Annotated in this window: 18 protein-coding genes and 4 tRNA genes; 16 read left to right on the forward strand and 6 right to left on the reverse strand. The window is 43.0% G+C overall.

Translation table 11 applies throughout. The features are described 5' to 3' along the window. The 3 genes from petA to ACEW80_RS19520 form a co-directional block, all read left to right on the forward strand. Window positions 1–939 (forward strand): cytochrome f (petA, locus tag ACEW80_RS19510; RefSeq protein ID WP_373528178.1); only part of this gene is annotated, 939 nt, incomplete at its 5' end. A 296-nt stretch (window positions 940–1,235) separates the two neighbouring features. Next, the gene (locus ACEW80_RS19515) at window positions 1,236–1,556 is read left to right on the forward strand and encodes a hypothetical protein (RefSeq protein WP_373528179.1); all 321 of its coding nucleotides are present in this window, start codon (window positions 1,236–1,238) and stop codon (window positions 1,554–1,556) included. Then, window positions 1,556–2,023, forward strand: coding sequence for a type II toxin-antitoxin system YhaV family toxin (locus ACEW80_RS19520; RefSeq protein ID WP_373528180.1), 468 nt, complete (start codon window positions 1,556–1,558; stop codon window positions 2,021–2,023). The genes ACEW80_RS19515 and ACEW80_RS19520 overlap by 1 nt, the downstream gene beginning before the upstream one ends. A 211-nt stretch (window positions 2,024–2,234) precedes the next feature. Here ACEW80_RS19520 and ACEW80_RS19525 read toward each other — a convergent pair whose 3' ends face one another. From ACEW80_RS19525 to ACEW80_RS19535, 3 genes are read right to left on the reverse strand one after another with little or no spacing between them, the layout of a single operon-like run. Then, window positions 2,235–2,516: a hypothetical protein gene (locus ACEW80_RS19525; protein ID WP_373528181.1), complete on the reverse strand. Its 282-nt coding sequence runs from the start codon at window positions 2,514–2,516 to the stop codon at window positions 2,235–2,237. A gap of 8 nt (window positions 2,517–2,524) precedes the next feature. Next, a complete protein-coding gene (locus tag ACEW80_RS19530; RefSeq protein ID WP_373528182.1) occupies window positions 2,525–3,571 on the reverse strand; it encodes an ABC transporter permease in 1,047 nt (348 codons plus the stop codon). Between the two features lie 39 nt (window positions 3,572–3,610). Further along, complete coding sequence (locus ACEW80_RS19535) at window positions 3,611–4,129, reverse strand: adenine phosphoribosyltransferase (RefSeq protein ID WP_373528195.1); 519 nt, start codon at window positions 4,127–4,129, stop codon at window positions 3,611–3,613. A 444-nt stretch (window positions 4,130–4,573) separates the two neighbouring features. On the opposite strand from ACEW80_RS19535, the gene ACEW80_RS19540 reads away from it, so the two are divergent. From ACEW80_RS19540 to ACEW80_RS19550, 3 genes are read left to right on the forward strand one after another with little or no spacing between them, the layout of a single operon-like run. Next, on the forward strand, window positions 4,574–5,200 hold the full coding sequence (locus ACEW80_RS19540) for a DUF3038 domain-containing protein (RefSeq protein ID WP_373528183.1): 627 nt from the start codon (window positions 4,574–4,576) through the stop codon (window positions 5,198–5,200). Next, window positions 5,197–6,615 carry a DUF4335 domain-containing protein gene (locus tag ACEW80_RS19545; RefSeq protein ID WP_373528184.1) on the forward strand — a complete coding sequence of 473 codons (1,419 nt, stop codon included), beginning with the start codon at window positions 5,197–5,199 and terminating at the stop codon, window positions 6,613–6,615. Before ACEW80_RS19540 ends, ACEW80_RS19545 begins: the two co-directional genes overlap by 4 nt. A 60-nt stretch (window positions 6,616–6,675) precedes the next feature. Continuing rightward, window positions 6,676–7,041 (forward strand): four helix bundle protein, encoded by a 366-nt coding sequence (locus tag ACEW80_RS19550; protein ID WP_373528185.1) that lies wholly within the window; start codon window positions 6,676–6,678, stop codon window positions 7,039–7,041. Window positions 7,042–7,089: 48 nt separating this feature from the next. Here ACEW80_RS19550 and ACEW80_RS19555 read toward each other — a convergent pair whose 3' ends face one another. Next, window positions 7,090–9,360 (reverse strand): transglycosylase domain-containing protein, encoded by a 2,271-nt coding sequence (locus ACEW80_RS19555; protein ID WP_373528186.1) that lies wholly within the window; start codon window positions 9,358–9,360, stop codon window positions 7,090–7,092. A 455-nt stretch (window positions 9,361–9,815) separates the two neighbouring features. Between ACEW80_RS19555 and ACEW80_RS19560 the strand changes: the two genes are divergently transcribed. From ACEW80_RS19560 to ACEW80_RS19575, 4 genes are all read left to right on the forward strand, one after another. Next, window positions 9,816–10,442 carry a hypothetical protein gene (locus ACEW80_RS19560; RefSeq protein WP_373528187.1) on the forward strand — a complete coding sequence of 209 codons (627 nt, stop codon included), beginning with the start codon at window positions 9,816–9,818 and terminating at the stop codon, window positions 10,440–10,442. A 1,088-nt stretch (window positions 10,443–11,530) separates the two neighbouring features. Next, window positions 11,531–11,605: transfer RNA gene (locus ACEW80_RS19565), tRNA-Asn, on the forward strand. A gap of 10 nt (window positions 11,606–11,615) precedes the next feature. Beyond that, window positions 11,616–11,688, forward strand: a tRNA-Gln gene (locus tag ACEW80_RS19570). A gap of 239 nt (window positions 11,689–11,927) precedes the next feature. Then, window positions 11,928–11,998, forward strand: a tRNA-Lys gene (locus tag ACEW80_RS19575). On the opposite strand, the gene nagZ is transcribed toward ACEW80_RS19575, so the two are convergent. Then, a complete protein-coding gene (gene nagZ / locus ACEW80_RS19580; protein WP_373528188.1) occupies window positions 11,999–13,087 on the reverse strand; it encodes a beta-N-acetylhexosaminidase in 1,089 nt (362 codons plus the stop codon). It abuts the tRNA gene before it with no gap. A gap of 647 nt (window positions 13,088–13,734) precedes the next feature. On the opposite strand from nagZ, the gene pds reads away from it, so the two are divergent. The 4 genes from pds to ACEW80_RS19600 all read left to right on the forward strand — a co-directional run bounded on the left by pds (window position 13,735) and on the right by ACEW80_RS19600 (window position 17,773). Continuing rightward, window positions 13,735–15,174 (forward strand): 15-cis-phytoene desaturase, encoded by a 1,440-nt coding sequence (gene pds, locus ACEW80_RS19585; protein ID WP_373528189.1) that lies wholly within the window; start codon window positions 13,735–13,737, stop codon window positions 15,172–15,174. Beyond that, window positions 15,158–16,090, forward strand: coding sequence for a 15-cis-phytoene synthase CrtB (gene crtB / locus ACEW80_RS19590; RefSeq protein ID WP_373528190.1), 933 nt, complete (start codon window positions 15,158–15,160; stop codon window positions 16,088–16,090). The genes pds and crtB overlap by 17 nt, the downstream gene beginning before the upstream one ends. A gap of 83 nt (window positions 16,091–16,173) precedes the next feature. Beyond that, window positions 16,174–16,265 (forward strand) — tRNA-Ser (locus ACEW80_RS19595). A gap of 191 nt (window positions 16,266–16,456) precedes the next feature. Then, window positions 16,457–17,773 carry an ABC transporter substrate-binding protein gene (locus ACEW80_RS19600; protein ID WP_373528191.1) on the forward strand — a complete coding sequence of 439 codons (1,317 nt, stop codon included), beginning with the start codon at window positions 16,457–16,459 and terminating at the stop codon, window positions 17,771–17,773. 57 nt (window positions 17,774–17,830) lie between these two features. Here the strand turns inward: ACEW80_RS19600 and ACEW80_RS19605 are convergent, their stop codons facing one another. Further along, window positions 17,831–18,661, reverse strand: a complete 831-nt coding sequence (locus ACEW80_RS19605) for a hypothetical protein (RefSeq protein ID WP_373528192.1) — start codon at window positions 18,659–18,661, stop codon at window positions 17,831–17,833. A 302-nt stretch (window positions 18,662–18,963) separates the two neighbouring features. On the opposite strand from ACEW80_RS19605, the gene ACEW80_RS19610 reads away from it, so the two are divergent. Both ACEW80_RS19610 and ACEW80_RS19615 read left to right on the forward strand, forming a co-directional pair. Then, window positions 18,964–19,266, forward strand: a complete 303-nt coding sequence (locus ACEW80_RS19610) for a hypothetical protein (RefSeq protein ID WP_373528193.1) — start codon at window positions 18,964–18,966, stop codon at window positions 19,264–19,266. 562 nt (window positions 19,267–19,828) lie between these two features. Further along, window positions 19,829–20,146, forward strand: a complete 318-nt coding sequence (locus ACEW80_RS19615; protein WP_373528194.1) for a hypothetical protein — start codon at window positions 19,829–19,831, stop codon at window positions 20,144–20,146. Window positions 20,147–20,503 lie beyond the last annotated feature (357 nt).

Below are 20,503 nucleotides of genomic sequence, written 5' to 3' on the forward strand. Positions count from 1 at the left end.
ATAGCGATCGCTACTGTGACATTTTACTTCACCAGCGATCTAGCCCTTCCCCAATCTGCTGCCGCCTATCCCTACTGGGCACAGCAAACCTATCCCGAAACCCCCCGCGAACCAACCGGGCGGATTGTTTGTGCCAACTGTCACCTAGCAGCCAAGCCTACAGAAGTGGAAGTTCCCCAATCGATATTACCTGACACTGTATTCAAAGCTGTAGTGAAAATTCCCTACGATACCAGTGCCCAGCAGGTTGGTGCCGATGGTTCTAAAGTTGGCTTGAACGTCGGTGCTGTACTAATGCTACCCGAAGGTTTTAAGATTGCTCCTGAAGACCGTCTTTCCGAAGAACTTAAAAAAGAAGTTGGCGAGACTTACTTCCTACCCTACAGCGAAGGCAAAGAAAATATTGTCCTCGTCGGGCCTATACCCGGTGAACAATATCAAGAAATCGTCTTCCCAGTTCTTTCTCCCAACCCAGCAACCGACAAAAACATCCACTTCGGTAAATATTCAGTTCACGTAGGTGCTAATCGGGGACGCGGACAAGTTTATCCCACTGGCGAAAAGAGCAACAACACTGTTTACAACTCCTCCGCTACTGGCACAATTACCAAGATTGCTAAAGAGGAAGATGGAGACGGTAACGTTAAATATCTAGTCACCATCCAACCTGAATCGGGTGATGTTGTCGTTGATACGATTCCTTTAGGGCCAGAACTAATTGTTTCCGAAGGGCAAGCAGTTAAAACTGGTGATGCTTTGACCAATAACCCGAACGTCGTCGGTGGATTCGGTCAACAAGATGCAGAAATTGTATTGCAAGACGCCTCTAGAGTCAAATGGTTGATTGCGTTCATCGCTCTTGTGATGTTGGCTCAAGTTATGCTCGTGCTGAAGAAAAAGCAGGTTGAAAAAGTCCAAGCTGCTGAGATGAATTTCTAAATTCTTTGCTAAATCATTCTTTGTAGGACAGGCAACAAGCCTGTCTTTTTTATATGTTATGGTTCGGTTCCAAGTCTGTATATAGGGTTCAGAGGTTTATATCAATTTGGTTTAATAAGTATATGCACTTAATCAAAAAATCTTATATTAACTTCTAGTCTTTTTTTATGCAATCTGTTATGGTTTAGTTGTAAGTTATAACAGTTGTTATAACAAAACATAACTTCTCACATCAAATTTATAGTTCTAGGTATTATATTTGAATGCCTAGTATCTTCCTAGTTAGGAATTAGCTCATGGCTGTAAAAAGTTATCCCATAACTCATGCAAAGGTAGGAAATCAAGATGGGTTTCGTCTACCTCGCGCATTCTCTAAAGACTATCCCCATTTAGCTAATGCTTCAGGTCATATTGAAGTGCTATCTGATAACACGTTCTTAGTTAGATTAGAAACTGATAATGTTGATGAAGCTGATGAAGATGAGGGCATTATGATGAGCCTTTTTCTTGACTTTCTGATGAAGGATGCTATGCAGAACCCTTCTCAACTCGTTCCTTATACTCAAGAAATGAGCGATGAAATGGATGATTTACTGGCTGATGTAGTTATAGATTAATGGCTGCATTCACTTGTAATGGTTGGCAGATTTTTTTCTACCCATTGTTCGTTAAACAATGGGTAGAATTGCGTAATAGGGTTCGTATTTTAAAAAATGAGTTATCTGAAGAAGAATTTATTACACATTCAGATGTCAAATTATTAAAAGCATTGAATATTGGCATTAAAGAAAAAATTCCTCAAGACCCTTTTGCTAGTCACTTTGCTTTGCAAAAACCATTACAAAAGTATAGTCGTCTAAAAAAAATGGGGCTACCTGAACGATATAGATTATTTTTTAGAGCATTCAAAGAACAAAAAATTATTATTTTTTTTTGGTTAGGTTATCCTCGAAAGGAAGGCGATAAAAAAGATTGTTATCAAGTTTTTAGCAAAAAAGTAGAGAATGGGGATTTTCCTGAAAGTATTGATAATCTGCTTGCAGAATGTGAGTTAGAAGATTCTGATAATAAAAACGAAGATTAAGCAGCGATTAAATACAGCTAACATTAGCGAAACTTAAAGCACACGTCAAATGATTAGCAAAGAAACTGTTGAGCATTATCTATAAGGTAATAATTGTCATGGCTGGCCTATTGTTAAACAACCACAGTTGAGTGTGATTTATTTTTCTAGCCAACCACTGTCAATTTTGCCAATTTTAACGTCTTCCTCAGAGCCTTGCTAATTCATAAATTTAATTTTGCTGTAAAAACTCAACTTTAGGCAATAACGGGTCAGTCACGATACCCACACCACTAAAACCCCAGCGTTTGAGCAAGTTTCCTAACTGTATACCTGGAATAGATTCCACCGCAAAGCGATTTGCCACTTCTGCGGCGTGTGTGTTGAGATAGCTTAAGGCATCAAAGTTTTCCCGAAACAGCAATAAATAACCTGATGTTTCGGTGTCAGGACGAGCGATGAGATAATTACCGTCAGTTTTTGAGCGTACCAAGTAATAGACTTCGGACAGCATGGGGATGACTAATTGAGATTTTCTAGGCGAATTCGGGGATCGGCTGCTTTTAACATTAAGTCAGCGATTAAATTACCAACAATCAGCAATACTGCGCCCATCACCAAACTTGCCATTAACAAATATAAATCTTGAGCTTGTAAAGCCTGTAAGGTCAACCTCCCTAAACCGGGCCAGTTGAAGAAAAATTCGGCAATGAAGGCACCGTTTAATAAACCAGCTAATTCAAAACCCAATAAGGTAATCAAGGGATTTATCGCATTGCGGAGAGCATGAACGTAGATGACACGGTTTTCTGGCAGACCTTTCGCACGAGCCGTTTGGATGTAATCTTGACGTAGAACATCCAATAATTCGCCACGAGTGATGCGCTGTAAGCCAGCAAAACTAGTAATTGAGAGGGCGATCGTGGGTAAAATCATGTGCCAGCCAACATCTAAGATTCTGCCAAACCACGACAATTCTGAGTGATTGATGCTAGTCATACTACCGACTGGGAATATCGGCGAGGTAATTTGGGCAAAAACCAGCAATGCTAAGGCGGTGATGAAACTGGGAAAGCCTTGTCCGGCGTAGCTAATCACCTGTAAAATTCGGTCTGCTGGCTTATTTTGTTTCACTGCGGCAAAGATTCCCAGAGGGATAGCGATCGCCCACGTAATAATTAAGGATGCGATCGCTAGTAGCAAAGTCGCTGGTACCCGTTCCCACAATAGCGATGCCACTGAACGTTGATAAATAAAGCTCGTGCCAAAATCGCCCTTTGTTAAGATTCGCCATAGCCACAGCCAAAATTGCTCTGGCCAAGACTTATCCAGACCAAATTGCCGCTTAATTTCCTCAATTCTTTCTGGAGATATCTTCGGATTTTGCCGGAGCGTATCTACATAATCACCAGGAGCGAGTTGAATTATGAAAAACGATAACGCTGACGCTAAAAACAAAGTCAGTAGTGCCTGCAATACCCGCTTTGCCACATAAACAAAAGTTTCGCTCGTGACTAGCCTGATTAGCCAATCCCGACCTGTCTCCAAGGAAATTCTCGTAGATGTCATTTGTCCTTTGTCCTTTGTCATTTGTCTAATGACCTATGACTAATATTCAATTAAAGAGATAATCGGTACATCCGGCAGATATTTACGTCCTTGTAAATCCCGTAGCTCGATGATAAACCCAAACCCCACCAGTTCGCAGCCAATCTTCTGCACCAACTTTGCTGTTGCACTCGCAGTTCCACCCGTGGCAATCAAATCGTCCACAATCAAAACTCGGCTACCTTGCTGTAAAGCGTCTTGATGTACTTCTAGGCAGTCTGTACCATACTCTAGTTGATATTCAATTGAGTGAACCTCTCCTGGTAACTTACCTTTTTTGCGGACGGGAATAAAACCAACTCCTAATTTATAAGCCAGAGGTGAGCCAAAAATGAATCCCCTCGACTCAATACCGATGACATAATCCAGCCTCATTTCAGCTTCTTTGCATTTTTGTGTTAAAAAGTCAATAGTGTAGCGCAATCCCTCTGGATCGCGCAGTAGGGTAGTAATATCCCGAAATAAAATTCCAGGTTTGGGGAAATCTGGAATGTCACGAACCAGAGACTTCAAATCCATAAAATAGGTAGTGAGGAATGGGGAATGGGGCATGGGGCATGGGGCATAGAGAATAGGAAATGGAGAATGGGGGAGATGAGGGAGAAGAATTAATAACCAATGCCCAATGCCCAATACCCAATGCCCAATAGATAATTTCAGATACCTGAAAAATCGTACACTATAATGTCATACGCTGGGGTCGGGGCTGAAGCTTCACCCTTCATTGACGGTAATTAGAATCTAAACCAAGCGAGGAAAGGTATTGCACTAACAAATGAGATGGATTAACTTAAGTTTTAAAACTTTGATTTCAATATAGGGAAACCTTTAAGTAGAGAGAGTTGAGTAATGTATATATTCAGGTGGTCATGTTATTGCCACAAGTTTAATCCTCAAGTCTTGGCTACCGATCTTAAATTTGTTTTATCTAGTCTGTTGGAACCGCACAAGGTATTTTAGAGAATGAATGTTTCCGCAAGTTTAACGCCGTTCAACAGTCCAACTCCAGAGTCACTGCCGACGATTCTGGACACTTTACCAGATCCGGCGATCGCCTCTAAGACGTGTCCTCGGAGAACCCGGTTACAAATTGACCTAATTTTACTGGCAATTGAAGCTTTAGAGCTTGGTGGTTCAGAAGCAATCCTGGCTTTTGCTCAAGAGTTGGAGCTGAAAGGAATTATTAAAGACAGGGTGAATTTATGGCGGATGCGTAGCTCTAATCCGCTACGAAGAGCGCATATGCGCCGTCCCTTAACTATCATAGAAGCTAAAGCTTTGGTGGCGATCGCTTGCTACATAGCGCGGCGTTTAACTGTTGTCATCCGCCAGTTACTAATGATCAGTCAACAAATGGAAGAAAAGCAGATTCCCTTAGAACAGAATTTGCGGTTATCTAATTACTTAGAGCGCTTTAGAGCGCATTTTAAGAGCCGGATGAATACTCGACGTTCTGGTTTACTGGCATTAAGTTCTGATCAAAAATTAGATGAGCTAGCGATAAATTTGTTAGGACAATTACTATTTTGTACCGGTACAGCTGGAATGCAGCGATTCTGGATTAGTCTTTTTGACGGTGAAGTGGAATGAATATTCAACGTAAGTACAGCCTACCTAATTGTACACTGCTTTTAGAAGGGTTAAGTGATGTGACTAGGGCTGCACAGTTCCAGGAAATGCGCCCGGAATTATCAATATTGGTAAATGCAGAATGCTCTTTATCTGGTTACAATCAACCTCTAACAGGAGGACGGGAATTTTTTGAAAGTTTGGTGAGGGCTGTTAGTGGCTATGCCCAAGAATTTTTAAGTAGTGTACCAAATCCGCAAGCACACAACCATGAATCGGAGCTTGTAGAGTTTCAGAAAATAGACAGTAACCGACACAGATTAATTATACATTCAGAAGGTGCTTCAGAGGGGTTCGATCACCCTAACAATTCAAAACGTGCGCCTATTGAAATAGATTTGAATACAGTACAGTTGTTTGATTTAGTGGAAGCAGTAGATCAGTTTTTTGCTGATACCCAAACTTTACCAGAACTTTCCCTAGAACTACAACCAGTTACTAGAGGCTATGGCGGTGCTAGTCAGGCTTTGATTAAGCAGGCTCTTCCTGCTGCTGTGGGAGTATCAAGTTTGGCAGTAGCAGCGATCGCTTTTAACTTGATTGCACCTCCCGAAATGCGTCCACCACAGCCCAAGCCAGATGAGCAAACTAGCTCTACAACAAAAAGCGTCACTCCTTTAGCATCAGCAACTCCGATTTCCACCGTTGCTGCAACGCCCACACCTAATGCAAAGCCCCAAGTTAAAGATTTAGAAGCACTTCTAAATACAGTTTCGGAAATTACTGATCCATCCCAGCTGCGGGCATTAAATCGTCAAGTGTATAATCAAATTCATCCAGCTTGGACTAAGCGTTCAGAATTGCAACAGGATTTGATTTATCGTCTGGGTGTAGCTGCGGATGGAGCGATCGTTGGTTATAAAGCGCTGAATAAAGAGGCGAATCTAGGAGTAGGGCAAACTCCCCTGCCCAACCTACTTTACAATCCTGCTAACCGCGCTCCCATTTCCAATGAACCGATCGCCCAATTTCGGGTAGTCTTTACTACACAAAATGTGCTAGAAGTGAGTCCTTGGCGGGGATATGCTAGGACACCTGAGGTAGTCGGCGCAAAAATTACTGACTCTAATATAGTCAAAGGTTTAAACCAAAAGCTTTATAGTACAGTTCGCCAATCTTGGGGCGGCACTCCCACCTTTACGCGAGATTTGAAATATCGGGTAGCAGTGAATAAAGATGGTGTAATTGCTGACTATGAACCACTTAACCAAGTCGCCTTTGACTATTTCCGGGAAACACCCCTTCCGAAGATGTTCAATGATATTTACGGTTCTAATGTAGCTGCTCCCAATGATAAAGAACCTCTTGCCCACTTCCAAGTGATATTCAAGCCTAGCGGCAAACTGGAAGTCGCTCCTTGGCAGGGATATCAATAATTTGGGCATTGGGAACTGGGAACTGGGAACTATTGATCAATAAATGATCAATGGAATTTTGTGAAAAGACCTGATTTTGAGGACTTAGAAGTTTATCAACTTGCTGAGAAGCTAGCTAATGAAATTTGGCATATTGTTAAAGGATGGGACAATTTCACTAAAGATACACTAGGCAAGCAAATTGTTCGGTCTGCTGATAGTGTTTGTGCGAACATCGCAGAAGGTAGAGGTAGGTACAATGACCAAGACAATCGACGTTTTGTCAAGATTGCGAGAGGGTCTTTGTATGAAACAATAAGGTGGCTGAGGTTAGCCTACGCCAGACAGTTATTGACAAATGAACAGGTAAACAGATTTAAACCAATTCTTGATGAACTATTACCCAAGCTCAATGCTTATCTAAAATCCATAGGGAGTAGGGAGTAGAGACTTAACTCTCTCCCCAATACCCAATACCCAATGCCCAATGCCCATTTACCTTGTAATCCGCCCCATATAATTGCCCCATAACTGGGCTGCTTGAGCGCTGCTGCCAGATGTAGGGGAATTATTGTCGTTTCCTAACCAAACACCAGTTACAAGCCGCCGACTGGGGATAAAACCGATGAACCATAAGTCAACGTTTTTATCGGTCGTGCCAGTTTTGCCAGCTTCTCTCAGTCCAATGGCAGCGCTACGACCAGTACCTCTGGTGATTACGCCACGCATCAAACTAGTCATCTCATCGGCTACACCATTTGGTAGCACTCGTTTGTTGGCATCTGGATCTTGGTCGAAGGAATAGATTACACGGCAGGTTTTGATATCATTGCGATCGCGGCAATCACCACTGTCTAAAATTCGGCTAATGGCATGGGGAGGATTCCACACACCGCGATTGCCAATAGCGCCGAATGCACCAGTCATTTCCAAAACATTGACCACGCTTTGACCTAGCACTAAGCCAGGAACCGCATCGAGGTTTGACTTTATTCCCAAACGCTGCGCCATCGCCACTACTTTATCCAGCCCGATTGCTCTGGCAACTCGCAAGGCGATAGGATTTTCGGAAAGAGCCAGCCCAGTGGCAATATCTAAAGTAGCACCAGCACCAGCCCGACAGGGTTTGTAGGTGAAGCCTTGCCAAGTTAAAGGGGCGCAAGAATAACTTTTTGATTCTGAAATTCCCTGTTGAATAGCGGCGGTATAAGCAAAGATTTTGAAGGTAGAACCTGGTTGTCTTTGGGCTTGAACAGCCCGATTGAATTGACTTTTTCTGTAATCAGTCCCGCCCACCATTGCGAGGATGCTGCCGGTACTAGAGTCAAGAGTGACCACCGCCCCTTGAGAAAAATTAAAACTTGCACCAGCGTTGTTCACTGAATTCCGCAACGCTGCTTCTGCTTGGTTCTGTATTGCTGGATCAAGTTGGGTTTCAATGATATAGTTGCCTTCTTTTGCCGCTCCTTCTCCCAAGATTGATTCAAGTTCAGAGAAGACGTAATTGTAAAAATAAGGCGCGATGGTTTTGGCTTGCTGTTCACAGACTTTAGGACTAACTTGGACGGTGGAGCGTCTAGCTCTGTTCGCATCCTCAGCTTTAATTTTGCCCATCTCCAGCAACCGCTTGATCACGCGATTCCGGTATTCAGCTGCTTCTAGCTTATTTGGTCCATCTCCACAAAAATCGAAAGCGTTAGGAGCAGGTAAAATTCCTACCAATGTTGCTGCTTCTGCCAAAGTTAATTCTTTAGCCGACTTCTCAAAATAATATCGGGATGCATCCTCAAAACCAGAGGTATCCCCCCCCAAAAAAACCCGATTTAAGTACATCAGCAAAATTTGATCTTTGCTGTAAAAGGTTTCTAGCTTCAAGGCGACAATCGCCTCCCGCAATTTGCGTCCAAGGGTATCCTGTCTGCCTACATACTCGCGGAACAAACTGCGAGCGACTTGCTGGGTAACTGTACTGGCTCCTTGTTGCACATCTTTGCTGCGGCTATTGATCAACACTGCTCGTAAAATCCCCAGAGGGTCAACCCCAAAGTGCCAGTAATAACGACTATCCTCTGAAGCCACGACCGCAGCAGGCAAATAAGGGCCAAATTCCCCTAATCGCTTCATATCTACGTGAGAGGTAGTCCGGGGCTCTCGCAAGGGAGTAGCTCCATCACGAGCATAAACAACTACTGGGGCGCGAGTGGCTGTAGGGAGGGGTCTGACTGAAAATTTCAGCCATTCAACCCCAATCACCAACGCCAACAGAGCGCTGACACCGCCGACACCATAAGCTGTCAAACTTGCAGCTTTGAAATACCAAGCTGGTGGATCGACATATTGCAACCGCACAGAAGCAGCCAGTTCTGGTGGCCCCAGGGTGAGAATATCGCCATGACGCAGTTCTAGGGAATTGACACGACGCTTGCCCCGATAGATGCCATTGGTGGAGTTTTCGTCTTTGATGATGAAAACTGGTGTGCGCTGATTAGAATTCCGCGATAGCGACAGGTGAATTTGGCTGACAACAGGGTTACGGATGACGATATCGCTGGATTTGGAGCTACGACCTAGAAGATAGCGATCGCCCAACAGTGGATATACCTCTGCTTTATCCGCCCCCGCATCCTGCACCCAGAGTTCCGGTACTTTGGCATTAGGCTTGAGCGCCAATTTAGAAAAATCGACCCTAGCTTGGATAGTATGTACTGCTTGAGTCAGTTGACCAAGTAACGTTTGTGGCTTTTGAGGAGGTAGCGGAGAACTCATCGGCTATTCACATGACAGTTTTTAGTGAAGAATCGAGCGAATTACAATTTTAGATGTTAGTCTTTCATCATTTTACTCATAAGCCAAAGCATAAATTAGCTATACGGAATTTTTTGGCTTAATTTATACTTAAATATTATGGAATAAAAAGACTCAATTTGTAATTTTTGTCACTTCTTTCTAGAGACATAAATTTTGTCTCCATTCTCTAAGGCTTATTGTGTGTATTACTATTAGTGGTTCAATAACTACAAACAAGATTTTTACTTTTGTATTTTTAAACACTACTTCTCAATGAACAACACATTTAATTCTTATCACTTCTACATATCCCTATATTCCGAAACAAAATTAAACATCTTCATTTAGGAAGATTTTCTAAATCTTATTGTCTGTTCTAATAGTCCGAGTGTTCCGTTAAGGTTAATTTTAGAATGATGGGAAAATCTCTGACCATGATTGGTACAGCTCTATCTTTGGCGCTCACCGCTAATGTTGCTGTAGCCGAATCCAGTAAATCCCCCATAGCTCAAGCCAGTGGCGACTCCACTAATGCACCAGCGGAAATTAAGATGTCGCCAGAAGGAATGAAACTTCTGTGCGTGAATTTCCCGCTCAACTCCCGCTGTCCCGGTGGCACAGCACTCACACCTAGCGCTCCTAGCAGCACTACGATACCAGTAGAAACCACGCCTGATAGCACCACCACTCCTAATAGCACAACTGCACCAGAAACCATCACCCCATCTGAGTCTGTTACTCCTGAAAGCACTCCAGCGCCAGGAACCATCACCCCATCTGAATCTGGCACCCCTAGCAACTTAACTCCAGCGCCAGGAACCATCACCCCATCTGAGTCTGGCACTCCTGAAAGTACTCCAGTACCAGGAAGCGTTACCCCATCTGAATCTGGCACTCCTGAAAGTACTCCAGCACCAGGAATGATTACCCCATCTGAGTCTGGCACTCCTAGCAACTTAACTCCAGCACCAGGAACCGTTACTCCATCTGAGTCTGGCGCTCCTGGCAGCAGCACCCAACCAGGCTCTACTTCGCCCAATACTCCTGCTACAGGTAATTAAATTAAAAGCTGGGGCATTATTTGAATAGTAGTTTGTCCTCAGCGATCGCCGACGCATTTGACATCTTATACCAGTTATGTTGACTCGTGTAGGATACAAATCAAAATCGCTGGAACCTATAGTTCAAGTCATCGCATATATGACTGAGAAAAGGTTTCGGTAATCAAGAGCCTGGGATTAATCGTCCCAGGCTTGATCATTTAAGTCGTGATCATTAGTAGTGATTTGGATAGCACAAAGCTTGTATGCTTTTTTAGTGTAGATGCGATGTCTACGACGGGCTACGCCTACGCACGTCAACTACAGCAGAAGAGAAACAGCTTCTCAACACAGAACTACAAGTTGTAATAGTAAAAGTGTAGACGCGCAGCAGCTTGTTATAGAACTCATATTTGATTTTTGAACAAACTCAGTACAACTCAAAGAGACTTCTTCGCTACTCCCTACTCCCAGCCTACGCAAATAATTTCAGAAATCAAATCAGATTGCTATATAGGACTTCAAATTAAAAAATATCCAATTCTGTAGGGTGTGTTAGCTATCTTCATAACACACCCTACAACTAATGAGTAATTTATTTTTAGGTATTTTTTCTTATTAGACGTGGCGACAACACTAATTATTTTTTGTCGCTTCAGATAGGTGTCTGCCACGTCAGGCTTTTAAATACTCACCCAATTATTAGTTGTAGTTTAACTTTTCAGAAGGGTTAGCAAGTTCAAATCTAAATAGACAAGCTTTTTTGGACAAGTTAAAAAATTTTCTGAAACCCCTTGACACTGCTTGTAGTATTTTGTAGTATAAATGTAATGAAGTGAAAGACAAGCTTCCCAAAGGTCAAAGTCATGTTTTTCTTACAACTAAAGGACAGGCGCTGGAATAAACCAGAGTCCACAAAAAGAAAAGCTATTTCTACTTGCAAACTATCAGAAGTAGAGGCAATAAACGAAAAAAATTCTAAGTTTGCACTCAACAAAACCACAGAATATATCTGTTATACACAATAGGTTTGCTACCTAGAGTTTCGGCTGTTTTGCTAACAGTTTCTAACAGTTAAAAGTAATTTTTCTGAACCTGGGGGGCTTCGTTGCCTCATAGCTCAATGGCAGAGCAAGCGGCTGTTAACCGCGAGGTTGTAGGTTCGAGTCCTACTGGGGCAGCCATTTCTTTCATTGCCGGGTGGACGAATTGGTAAGTCGCATCGCTCTGAACGATGAGGTTGCAGGTTCAAACCCTGCCCTGGCAATAAAGCCCTGTGGTGTAATTGGTAACATAGCGCCCTTTGAAGGCGAAGATTCCAGGTACCCTTCGGGAAGCAAGCTACGATTCCTCCATCTTCCACTATCCACCTGAAGCCGAAAAGTGAGGCGCTGTGCTGATAACACAGAAATAGGAGGGGCAGTACCTCCCTGGTGGATTTATATCTGGCATTGGTGCTACAAGGCTTGCGATCGCAGCAGCTCATTTCTTTGCTTAAATTAATTAGGGTGGTTGGCATAACGGCTGTGCAGCTAGCTTTTAACTCGCAGAAATAGGTTCGACCCCTATACCACCCATTATTTACAGGAACAAGCGATCGCTAGTTGAGCGTGTTGCAGTAGTATATCTTTATCCAGAGCATCAACGGTATACTGCGGTGTTACTGCCAGTAATTTATCGATTCTTTCTCTGGCTGCTTCCACTACTGATTCATCTAAATTTCCCTGACTGAGGGAATTGGCTAAATCTTCGGCAATGTGATAAATTCTTTCAGTAGATGAAGAATTAATATTCCGCGAGACAATAAACAGATCGCAGCCTGCGTGAAATGCCTGCGCCACAGTACCAGCTTTATTAAATATATCGGAGATAGCTTTCATATCTAAGTCGTCAGATACAACTACTCCTTCAAAGCCAAGTTCCCCCCTAAGTATGTTTTTGAGGATAGCCGGAGAAAGTGTTGCTGGCACATCAGAATCTATATTGGGAAATAAAATATGAGCAGTCATGATTAAAGGAATCTGTACTTCTATCAGCGCTTTGAAGGGTATAAGTTCTCGAAGTCGCAATTCTTCTAAAGTCAAATTGAGTATTGGTAGCTCGATGTGAGAGTCCTTGCTGGTGTCTCCATGTCCGGGGAAGTGCTTGGCACATCCCAGAATTCCTAACTCTCGAAGTCCAAGGTAGTAGTCACGGGCACCTTGAGCAGCACTTTCAGAAGTGTTACCAAAAGCACGAGTCCCAATCACAGGGTTGTTGGGATGGGAAAAAATATCTGCTACGGGTGCCCAGGATAAATTTATTCCCAGTGATTTCAGTTCTACTGCTGTGGCTTTTGCTACCTTGTGGGCGTGCGATCGCAATAATAAAGCATGAGGGAATCGAGTGATTGGTAACGGTGTACGAATTACACGACCTCCTTCATGATCCAGAGTCATAAACATCGAGTCACGTTCAGTATATTCTCGTATCTGATTGTGCAAATCCTTGAAGCTTTCCAGCCAAACTGGATAAGGTGTACTATCCAAAAAGTTTTTAGCGAAAAAGATCACTCCAATAGGTTTCAATTCATTAAGTGCGCGTTTATCATCATCGCTTAATGTTGTACCGGAAATACCCAGAATCAGATGATGTCCAAACCTCTTGAACTCTTGCAATACTGCCATAATTCTTTACCTTTAGTTGTGCATATCCTGACTTTTTTTATAAGTCGGGATCTTGTTTCTCACGAATGATTCAAGATTGCTATATTTTATTTAATGTTTCAGTAAATATTGAAAAAACGACTTAGTTTATCAAAAGAAATAATAACTATAATGTAACGAAATAGCTTGACTAACTTTTAGCATTTGCACACTCTAGAGATATTACCTTATTACTACAGTTAAAATACTTAAAGATAAATATATATAGTCTTTATTTTTACCTCACTGGTGTGTCTACGAAGGAATAATATACTGCAAATTAATAGCAGTCTTTGCCAACGCCTCAGACATTTCCTCAGAGCAAATACATGGATTACCAAAGAAATCAACTACTTGGAGACATCAGTTTGTAACTACCTATTTTTAGTCAAAAGAATAACTTTTGTCTTTCTGTATCTGGTGGTGTAAATCTAGATTAAATGTACGCTGTAAACCATTACTGATAATGGTATTGGCAATTTTTCTTGGCAGGTGCGTGTCAGGTAAAATTTTCTTTGGCAAAAGTTTTTTAGGAAAGCGATCGCCCAACGACTGCCAAATGTAACAGATTGCAACGTATAATGAGAACGATAAAACCATTAAGAAATATTGAAGGGCATTAAGGTTAAATGCGAGTAGCGATCGCGGGTGCTGGTCTAGCAGGACTTTCCTGCGCGAAATATCTCACAGACGCAGGTCACACTCCCATTGTCTTGGAAAGCCGGGACGTATTGGGTGGTCTGGTTGCGGCGTGGAAAGACTCTGACGGCGACTGGTACGAAACCGGGTTACACGCCTTTTTTGGGGCATACCCTAATATGCTGCAATTGCTCAAAGAGTTAGGCATTGAAGACAGACTCCAGTGGAAACAGCATACGCTGATTTTCAATCAACCGGACAAGCCTGGGACACTTTCACGTTTTGATGTTCCAGATATTCCATCTCCTTTCAACGTGATTGCGTCGATTCTTCGCAACAAAGATATGTTGACCTGGGAGCAGAAGATTCGGTTTGCAATTGGCCTACTTCCAGCAGTAGTTCGGGGTCAGAAGTATGTTGAAGACATGGATAAGTACAGCTTCTTAGAGTGGTTGAAAAGGCAAGGTGTTGACGAGCGGGTAACTAGTGACGTTTTTATCGCCGCTTGTAAAGCGCTTACCTTTATCAATCCCGATGAAGTTTCGGCAACCATTCTATTGACTGCACTGAATCGCTTTCTGCAAGAACGATATGGCTCCAAAATTGCGTTTTTGGATGGTTCTCCCACAGAACGGCTATGCAGCCCTATCGTCGATTACATCACAGAACGCGGTGGGGAAGTGCGGTTGAATGCCCCCTTGAAAGAGATTTTGCTCAACGCCGATGGCACAGTCAAAGGATATTTGATTCGGGGGTTAAATGGGGCAGAAGATGAAGTTTTCACGGCTGATGTGTATGTATCTGCCATATCGGTTGACCCTTTAAAGGTCATATTACCTAAACCTTGGAAGCAAATGGAATTTTTCCAGAAGCTAGAAGGCTTGGAAGGGGTACCAGTGATTAACCTGCATCTGTGGTTTGACCGGAAACTTACAGAAATTGATCACTTGCTATTTTCGCGATCGCCCCTCCTCAGCGTTTATGCTGATATGAGCAATACCTGCCGTGAATACGCCAACCCCAATCGCTCGATGCTGGAATTAGTTCTAGCCCCGGCAAAAGATTGGATTGCCAAATCCGATGAGGAGATTGTGGCTGCAACAATTGCCGAGTTAGAAAAACTCTTCCCCGACCACTTTGGGGGAGATAATCCCGCAACGTTGTTGAAATCTCATGTAGTGAAAACGCCGCGTTCAGTTTACAAAGCGACCCCAGGTCGTCAACAGTACCGTCCTGCACAAGTTACGCCCATTGCCAACTTCTATCTCGCAGGAAGTTACACCATGCAACGTTACTTAGGCAGTATGGAAGGTGCCGTACTTTCTGGTAAGCTAACAGCGCAGGCGATTTCTGAGGCTCTCCCGGTAGCAAATCCCTCAAACCTGCAAACGCTCACCCGACCGCCCGCAACGAATGCTGCAACTGCCTGAATCCCCACCGCGCATGAAAACGCTGGTCTCTCTGGACGAGTCCTACGAACTTTGTCGTCACCTCATAGCCAAGTATTCCACGACTTTTTACCTCAGTACTTTGCTCCTGAGCAAAGAAAAACGTCCTGCTATTTGGGCAATTTATGCTTGGTGTCGCCGTTTAGATGAACTGGTGGATGGCCCCACCTCTGCTATCACCACACCAGAAACCCTAGACCTATGGGAGCAGCAGCTCGAATCGATGTTTGCTGGACGCCCATTAGACAACTTCGATGTCGCTTTGGTAGATACCATTCAACGTTTCCCAATGGACACTCAGCCCTTTCGGGATATGATTGCCGGTCAGCGCATGGACTTATATCGCAGTCGTTATGAAACTTTCGAGGAGTTATACCTCTACTGTTACCGTGTTGCTGGCACTGTCGGCTTAATGTCAACAGCAGTCTTGGGGTTGGATACTACCAGAAATATAGCTCCGTGGAACCGTGAACAACAGCTATATATTCCCACCGAAGAAGAGATTGCCTTAGGAATTGCCAAGCAACTTACCAACATCTTACGCGATGTCGGCGAGGATGCCCGGAGGGGACGGATCTACATTCCCCTAGAAGATTTGGCAAGATTCAACTACACCGAACAAGATTTGTTCGAGGGTGTGGTGGATGAACGCTGGCGTTCCTTGATGCGCTTTCAAATTGATCGGGCACGACAGTTTTATAGAAAAGCAGAAAAGGGAATTTCCTACCTATCTTCTGATGGGCGTTGGCCTGTGTGGGCGGCTCTAATGCATTACAGTGGAATTTTAACCGTAATTGAACGCAACGATTACAATGCCTTCACTCGACGCGCCTACGTGCCACAATGGCAAAAGTTACGTTCTTTGCCCGTGGCTTGGATGCGATCGCAAGTGCTTTGAAAAATTAGTCATTTGTCGCTACTAATGACAAATGACTATTGACTTTCCCAAATAATTCTGCTAACATCGTTATTCGTGAGTCAGGAGAGGTGGCTGAGTGGTCGAAAGCGGCAGATTGCTAATCTGTTGTACGGCAGGCAACTCCGTACCGAGGGTTCGAATCCCTCCCTCTCCATTTTCCAGCTTTTAAAAAACAGAGTATATTCCGTACCCAAGAGAAAATACTCATGTAGAAGTAAATACTTTTACTTCCAAAGAGGGATGATATGATTTATCCTTTGGAGCCTTGATAATATCAAGCTAGCTTTAAAATCCAGTTTGAATTTTAATTTTAGGCTCCTAAATATCTGAGGAGTGAAGTGACTTATGAGAAAAATCAGTGCGGCCTTAACTTTGAGTATAGCTACCCTAGCTACTGGGTTCTTAGTTGGGGCTTGTGGTGATAGCAGTACCCCCACAGCTAATAACGCAAGTACCGCTACCCCAGCCGCAAATTCAACTACTACAGCCAGTACCAAAGGGCTAAAAATTGGTTCCCTGTTGCCGACAACCGGCGACTTAGCTTCTGTTGGACAGCAGATGTTAGGTTCTGTGCCTTTACTCGTAGATACGGTCAACGCTTGCAGTGGCGTGAATGGCGAACCTGTTACCTTGGTGCAAGTAGACGACCAAACTGACCCCAAAGCTGGTGCTGCTGGTATGACCAAACTGGCAACTTTAGATAAAGTTGCGGGGGTAGTTGGTTCCTTTGCCAGTAGCGTTTCCAGTGCAGCAGTCTCCATTGCTACGCCGAATAAAGTCATGCTGGTTTCTCCTGGCAGCACCAGTCCTGTCTTTACCGAAAAAGCCAAAAAAAATGACTTTAAAGGCTTTTGGGCGCGTACCGCTCCTCCCGATACCTACCAAGCACTAGCATTAGCCCAACTTGCGAATCAAAAAGGTTTCAAGCGAATTTCTACAGTTGTGATTAACAACGACTATGGCGTTGGCTTTGAAAAAGCATTTGTACAAACTTTTGAAAAATTGGGGGGAACCATAGTTAACAAAAACAAACCTGTTCGCTACGACCCAAAAGCCCAGACATTTGACACTGAAGCTGCTGCTGCTTTTGCTGGTAAGCCAGATGCAGTTCTGGCAGTATTGTACGCTGAAACTGGGAGTCTTTTTCTGAAAGCTGCTTATCAACAAGGTGTAGCAAAGGGTGTGCAGATTCTGTTGACAGATGGCGTGAAATCACCTACTTTTCCAGAACAAGTTGGCAAAGATAGTAATGGTAAGTATATTTTAACTGGAGCGATCGGTACAGTACCCGGTTCCGATGGGAAAGCACTAGAGGGTTTCAACAAGTTATGGAAGGAGAAAAAGGGCGGTTCACCAGGGGAATACGCTCCTCAAGCTTGGGATGCGGCTGCTTTATTGACGTTAGCGGCGCAAGCTGCTAAGGAAAATACAGGTGTTGGCATCGCCAGCAAAATCCGTGAAGTTGCCAATGCCCCTGGAACAGAAGTTACTGATGTCTGCGAGGGACTGAAGTTGCTCAAAGAGGGTCAAGATATTAACTATCAAGGAGCTAGCGGCAACGTAGATGTTGATGCTAACGGTGATGTCGTCGGTGTTTATGATGTTTGGACAGTGGGCGACGATGGCAAAATTAAGGTGATTGACAAAGTTACGCCTAAGTAGAAAGTTATGGAGTTATGAGTAAAGCATTACTAACTCATAACTCATAACTTCTAACTCCTAAAAGCCAGTAAAGTTATAACCAACTCCTAGTAGCAACCCTATATCAGTTTGATCAAAAAATCCAGCATTTACAGTGGCTGTTGCCGTGAATTGCGAACTTAGAGGCACATCAATGCCACCAGATACCAAAAAAGCAAATTGCGAATCATCACCAGTTTTGTAAGCTGCACCTACTCCAATGTAAGGTGCAATGGCTAACGATTCGCTAAAAGGATCTGTTGACTGGAAGGAAAAATCGTAGGTGATCGGAAGTAAAATTGTAGTATTATCCCCAAATACGGCTGAAGGACGCACCGATATGGCATTTGTCAGTCCGACTTTACTGATTACCGCGAAGTTGCCATCACCTAAAGATGAGTCACCACCATTCAAACCGATGTTACCAGCAACACCAATATAGCTTCTGCCCCCACGAGTAGCTCCACCTAAATCAATATTCGATTGCGCCACTCTCGGAGCAGATGGTTGAGAAGTTGGTTGTACAGACTCAGAAGTGAGCATTGTAGATGAGGTTGCTACTGTGCCTGGAACCGGTGTGAGTGTTGTACTGGAGTTTTCCTGTGTCGCAGCGTTGGCGGGCTGTTTGACTTTAGTTAAATTTGTTACTGTAGATGGCTCAGTTGTTTGTGTAGAGAGGTTTTGGTTTTTAGCTTCTAGTTCTGTACTCAACTCGTTGGGAAACGTTACGGTTACAGAAGGTTCGGTTGATGGCTGAGTGTCCACCTTATCTACTGTCTGGGCAACTACAGATAAGCCGCTACTCAGGACTGTAAGAGCAGCTAGACTTGGCAACCAAAAAACACCTTTACGAAGAGAAATAGTATTCACGTTCACTCCTAAAACAATATTGCCACGAGATATAAAGGGTTTTGTTGATTTAAGTCAACAAATTCGGGCAACACTCAAATTTAACACCAAAAAATCGGTTTTTACATCCTGAATTTGATGAATTTATGCACTTAAGGTTTACTTATAAAAAAAATTAAATATAGCAATCCAGAATCATTTACGAGAAAATACAAGTGTAAGATATAAGTACTTTTTGCAAACAAAGTATAACTGTATGTGGATGCAATTGTTAGACGATTTTATGAAAAAAATGACATTTTTGATATAGCAAGGAGAAATTGATGGTTAAGAAACTTTTGCTTGCCTCTATAATTACGTTGGGAAGCACTTGCACTTTGATTCCTAGTGCCAACGCTCAAATTACAAATCCTGAACACAACCGATTACTACAGCAAACTGAACAAATTTGGAATATTACTCCATTTGATGCGCGTAACTATCTAAATTCTTCCCACGAACGTTATCTAAATTATTTATACCAACTTTCTTTTGCTTGCGCTAACGGCAGCACTGCTGCTTGCAATGAGTTTTCAGCCAGAATGCCGCGGCAAAGGCAACATCTGGACAATCTCCAGCGTCAATAAGACAGATATTACAACCAACTAGGACAGGACTTAAGCAAAGGTAACGTATTTTCGTCATTGCGAGCGAAGCGTTCGCGTTCGCGCAGCGTGTCGCAGACAAGTGTCTCGTTGGCGCAGCCTCTCGTAGAGAAGCAATCCCCGTCTTCACGAGATTGCTTCTCTACGAGACGCTACGCGAACGCTACACTGCGTTTCGCTCGCAATGACCGATCATCACTGCGTAAGTCCTACAGGACTTACGCACTGTACAAATTAACCATAATATAAATTACTGTATTTATCGAACCGCCAAGATGCCGAACGCCGAGAATTTGTAGAGTGTGCGTAAGTCCTAAATTTATCATACGTATTAAATTACAATGTTCCTCGTTGATAGTTAGTCGTGTTGTATGTTAAATTATTCAGTCCCGAAAAACTGTAAACACTCAATTTAGAAATTGTGCTTTGTAACGAAAAAAGTTGATTGTGAAGTGATATTACAAACCTTGCAAAAATATTTAGAAATTGTCTGAAAGCCACATACGGCTCTAACGTAGAACCTATAAGGAGAGACTTGAGGCAAATGAACAATAATAATACTCAAAACTATCAGTTTGTCTGTACCCTGACCTTTGGCGATATTTATGGTCAAATAATTGTTTGGTTAATCACAATCACTATCAGTTTGGCCTCAGCCTTGGCATTGATGGGTGCAAGACGACCAGTATATGCCTTAGCAACGGTAGGTCTCGTCGTTCTGCTATCGCTGCCTTTCTTGCTGTTTGCATTTGTCACTACATTGTTAAATCATATTGAATTAACGGCTGTAGAACCAGGGAACAAAACCGAACCTATACCCGGCAATGTTTCCCAACAGAAACCTGTACAGGCTAGTAGCTAAAGAGTTAGGAGTTGAGGAGTGAAAATTTATTTTTAAGTTTTTACCTAATTTACAATAACATCCCTGTCTATTATGCAGGGAATTTTTTTGTAGAGGCGATCGCTCACAGAGAGTTTACAGGCTTGTTCCTTAAGCTCTTGCAAAGACATAGAAAACAGTTCCAACAGAGGTTGGTATATCGATCTTAATACATTTGAGTGAAGAACTTTCTAGTACAAATGATCACACTAATTGTTATCAAAGCTGAGGATTTATTTCAAGCTCATGAGTAAATAGAGATAGTTGAACTCCTGCCTTAAATCTTCTTTGTTTTCCTACATTTCTCAGTCGCTTATCTGCTCTGTAAACTTTAAGTAG

It is taken from the genome of Nostoc sp. (genome assembly GCF_041747015.1).
Classification (GTDB): Bacteria; Cyanobacteriota; Cyanobacteriia; order Cyanobacteriales; family Nostocaceae; genus Nostoc.

Excerpts from the sequence above, each read along its gene's own strand:
- ACEW80_RS19520 (WP_373528180.1), top strand. The coding sequence starts at position 1,556 with ATGGCTGCATTCACTTGTAATGGTTGGCAGATTTTTTTCTACCCATTG.
- ACEW80_RS19610 (WP_373528193.1), top strand. The coding sequence starts at position 18,964 with ATGGTTAAGAAACTTTTGCTTGCCTCTATAATTACGTTGGGAAGCACT.
- crtB (WP_373528190.1), top strand. The coding sequence starts at position 15,158 with ATGCTGCAACTGCCTGAATCCCCACCGCGCATGAAAACGCTGGTCTCT.
- ACEW80_RS19545 (WP_373528184.1), top strand. The coding sequence starts at position 5,197 with ATGAATATTCAACGTAAGTACAGCCTACCTAATTGTACACTGCTTTTA.
- ACEW80_RS19515 (WP_373528179.1), top strand. The coding sequence starts at position 1,236 with ATGGCTGTAAAAAGTTATCCCATAACTCATGCAAAGGTAGGAAATCAA.
- ACEW80_RS19540 (WP_373528183.1), top strand. The coding sequence starts at position 4,574 with ATGAATGTTTCCGCAAGTTTAACGCCGTTCAACAGTCCAACTCCAGAG.
- ACEW80_RS19555 (WP_373528186.1), bottom strand. The coding sequence starts at position 9,360 with ATGAGTTCTCCGCTACCTCCTCAAAAGCCACAAACGTTACTTGGTCAA.
- nagZ (WP_373528188.1), bottom strand. The coding sequence starts at position 13,087 with ATGGCAGTATTGCAAGAGTTCAAGAGGTTTGGACATCATCTGATTCTG.
- ACEW80_RS19615 (WP_373528194.1), top strand. The coding sequence starts at position 19,829 with ATGAACAATAATAATACTCAAAACTATCAGTTTGTCTGTACCCTGACC.
- ACEW80_RS19530 (WP_373528182.1), bottom strand. The coding sequence starts at position 3,571 with ATGACATCTACGAGAATTTCCTTGGAGACAGGTCGGGATTGGCTAATC.
- pds (WP_373528189.1), top strand. The coding sequence starts at position 13,735 with ATGCGAGTAGCGATCGCGGGTGCTGGTCTAGCAGGACTTTCCTGCGCG.
- ACEW80_RS19560 (WP_373528187.1), top strand. The coding sequence starts at position 9,816 with ATGATTGGTACAGCTCTATCTTTGGCGCTCACCGCTAATGTTGCTGTA.
- ACEW80_RS19525 (WP_373528181.1), bottom strand. The coding sequence starts at position 2,516 with ATGCTGTCCGAAGTCTATTACTTGGTACGCTCAAAAACTGACGGTAAT.
- ACEW80_RS19535 (WP_373528195.1), bottom strand. The coding sequence starts at position 4,129 with ATGGATTTGAAGTCTCTGGTTCGTGACATTCCAGATTTCCCCAAACCT.
- ACEW80_RS19600 (WP_373528191.1), top strand. The coding sequence starts at position 16,457 with ATGAGAAAAATCAGTGCGGCCTTAACTTTGAGTATAGCTACCCTAGCT.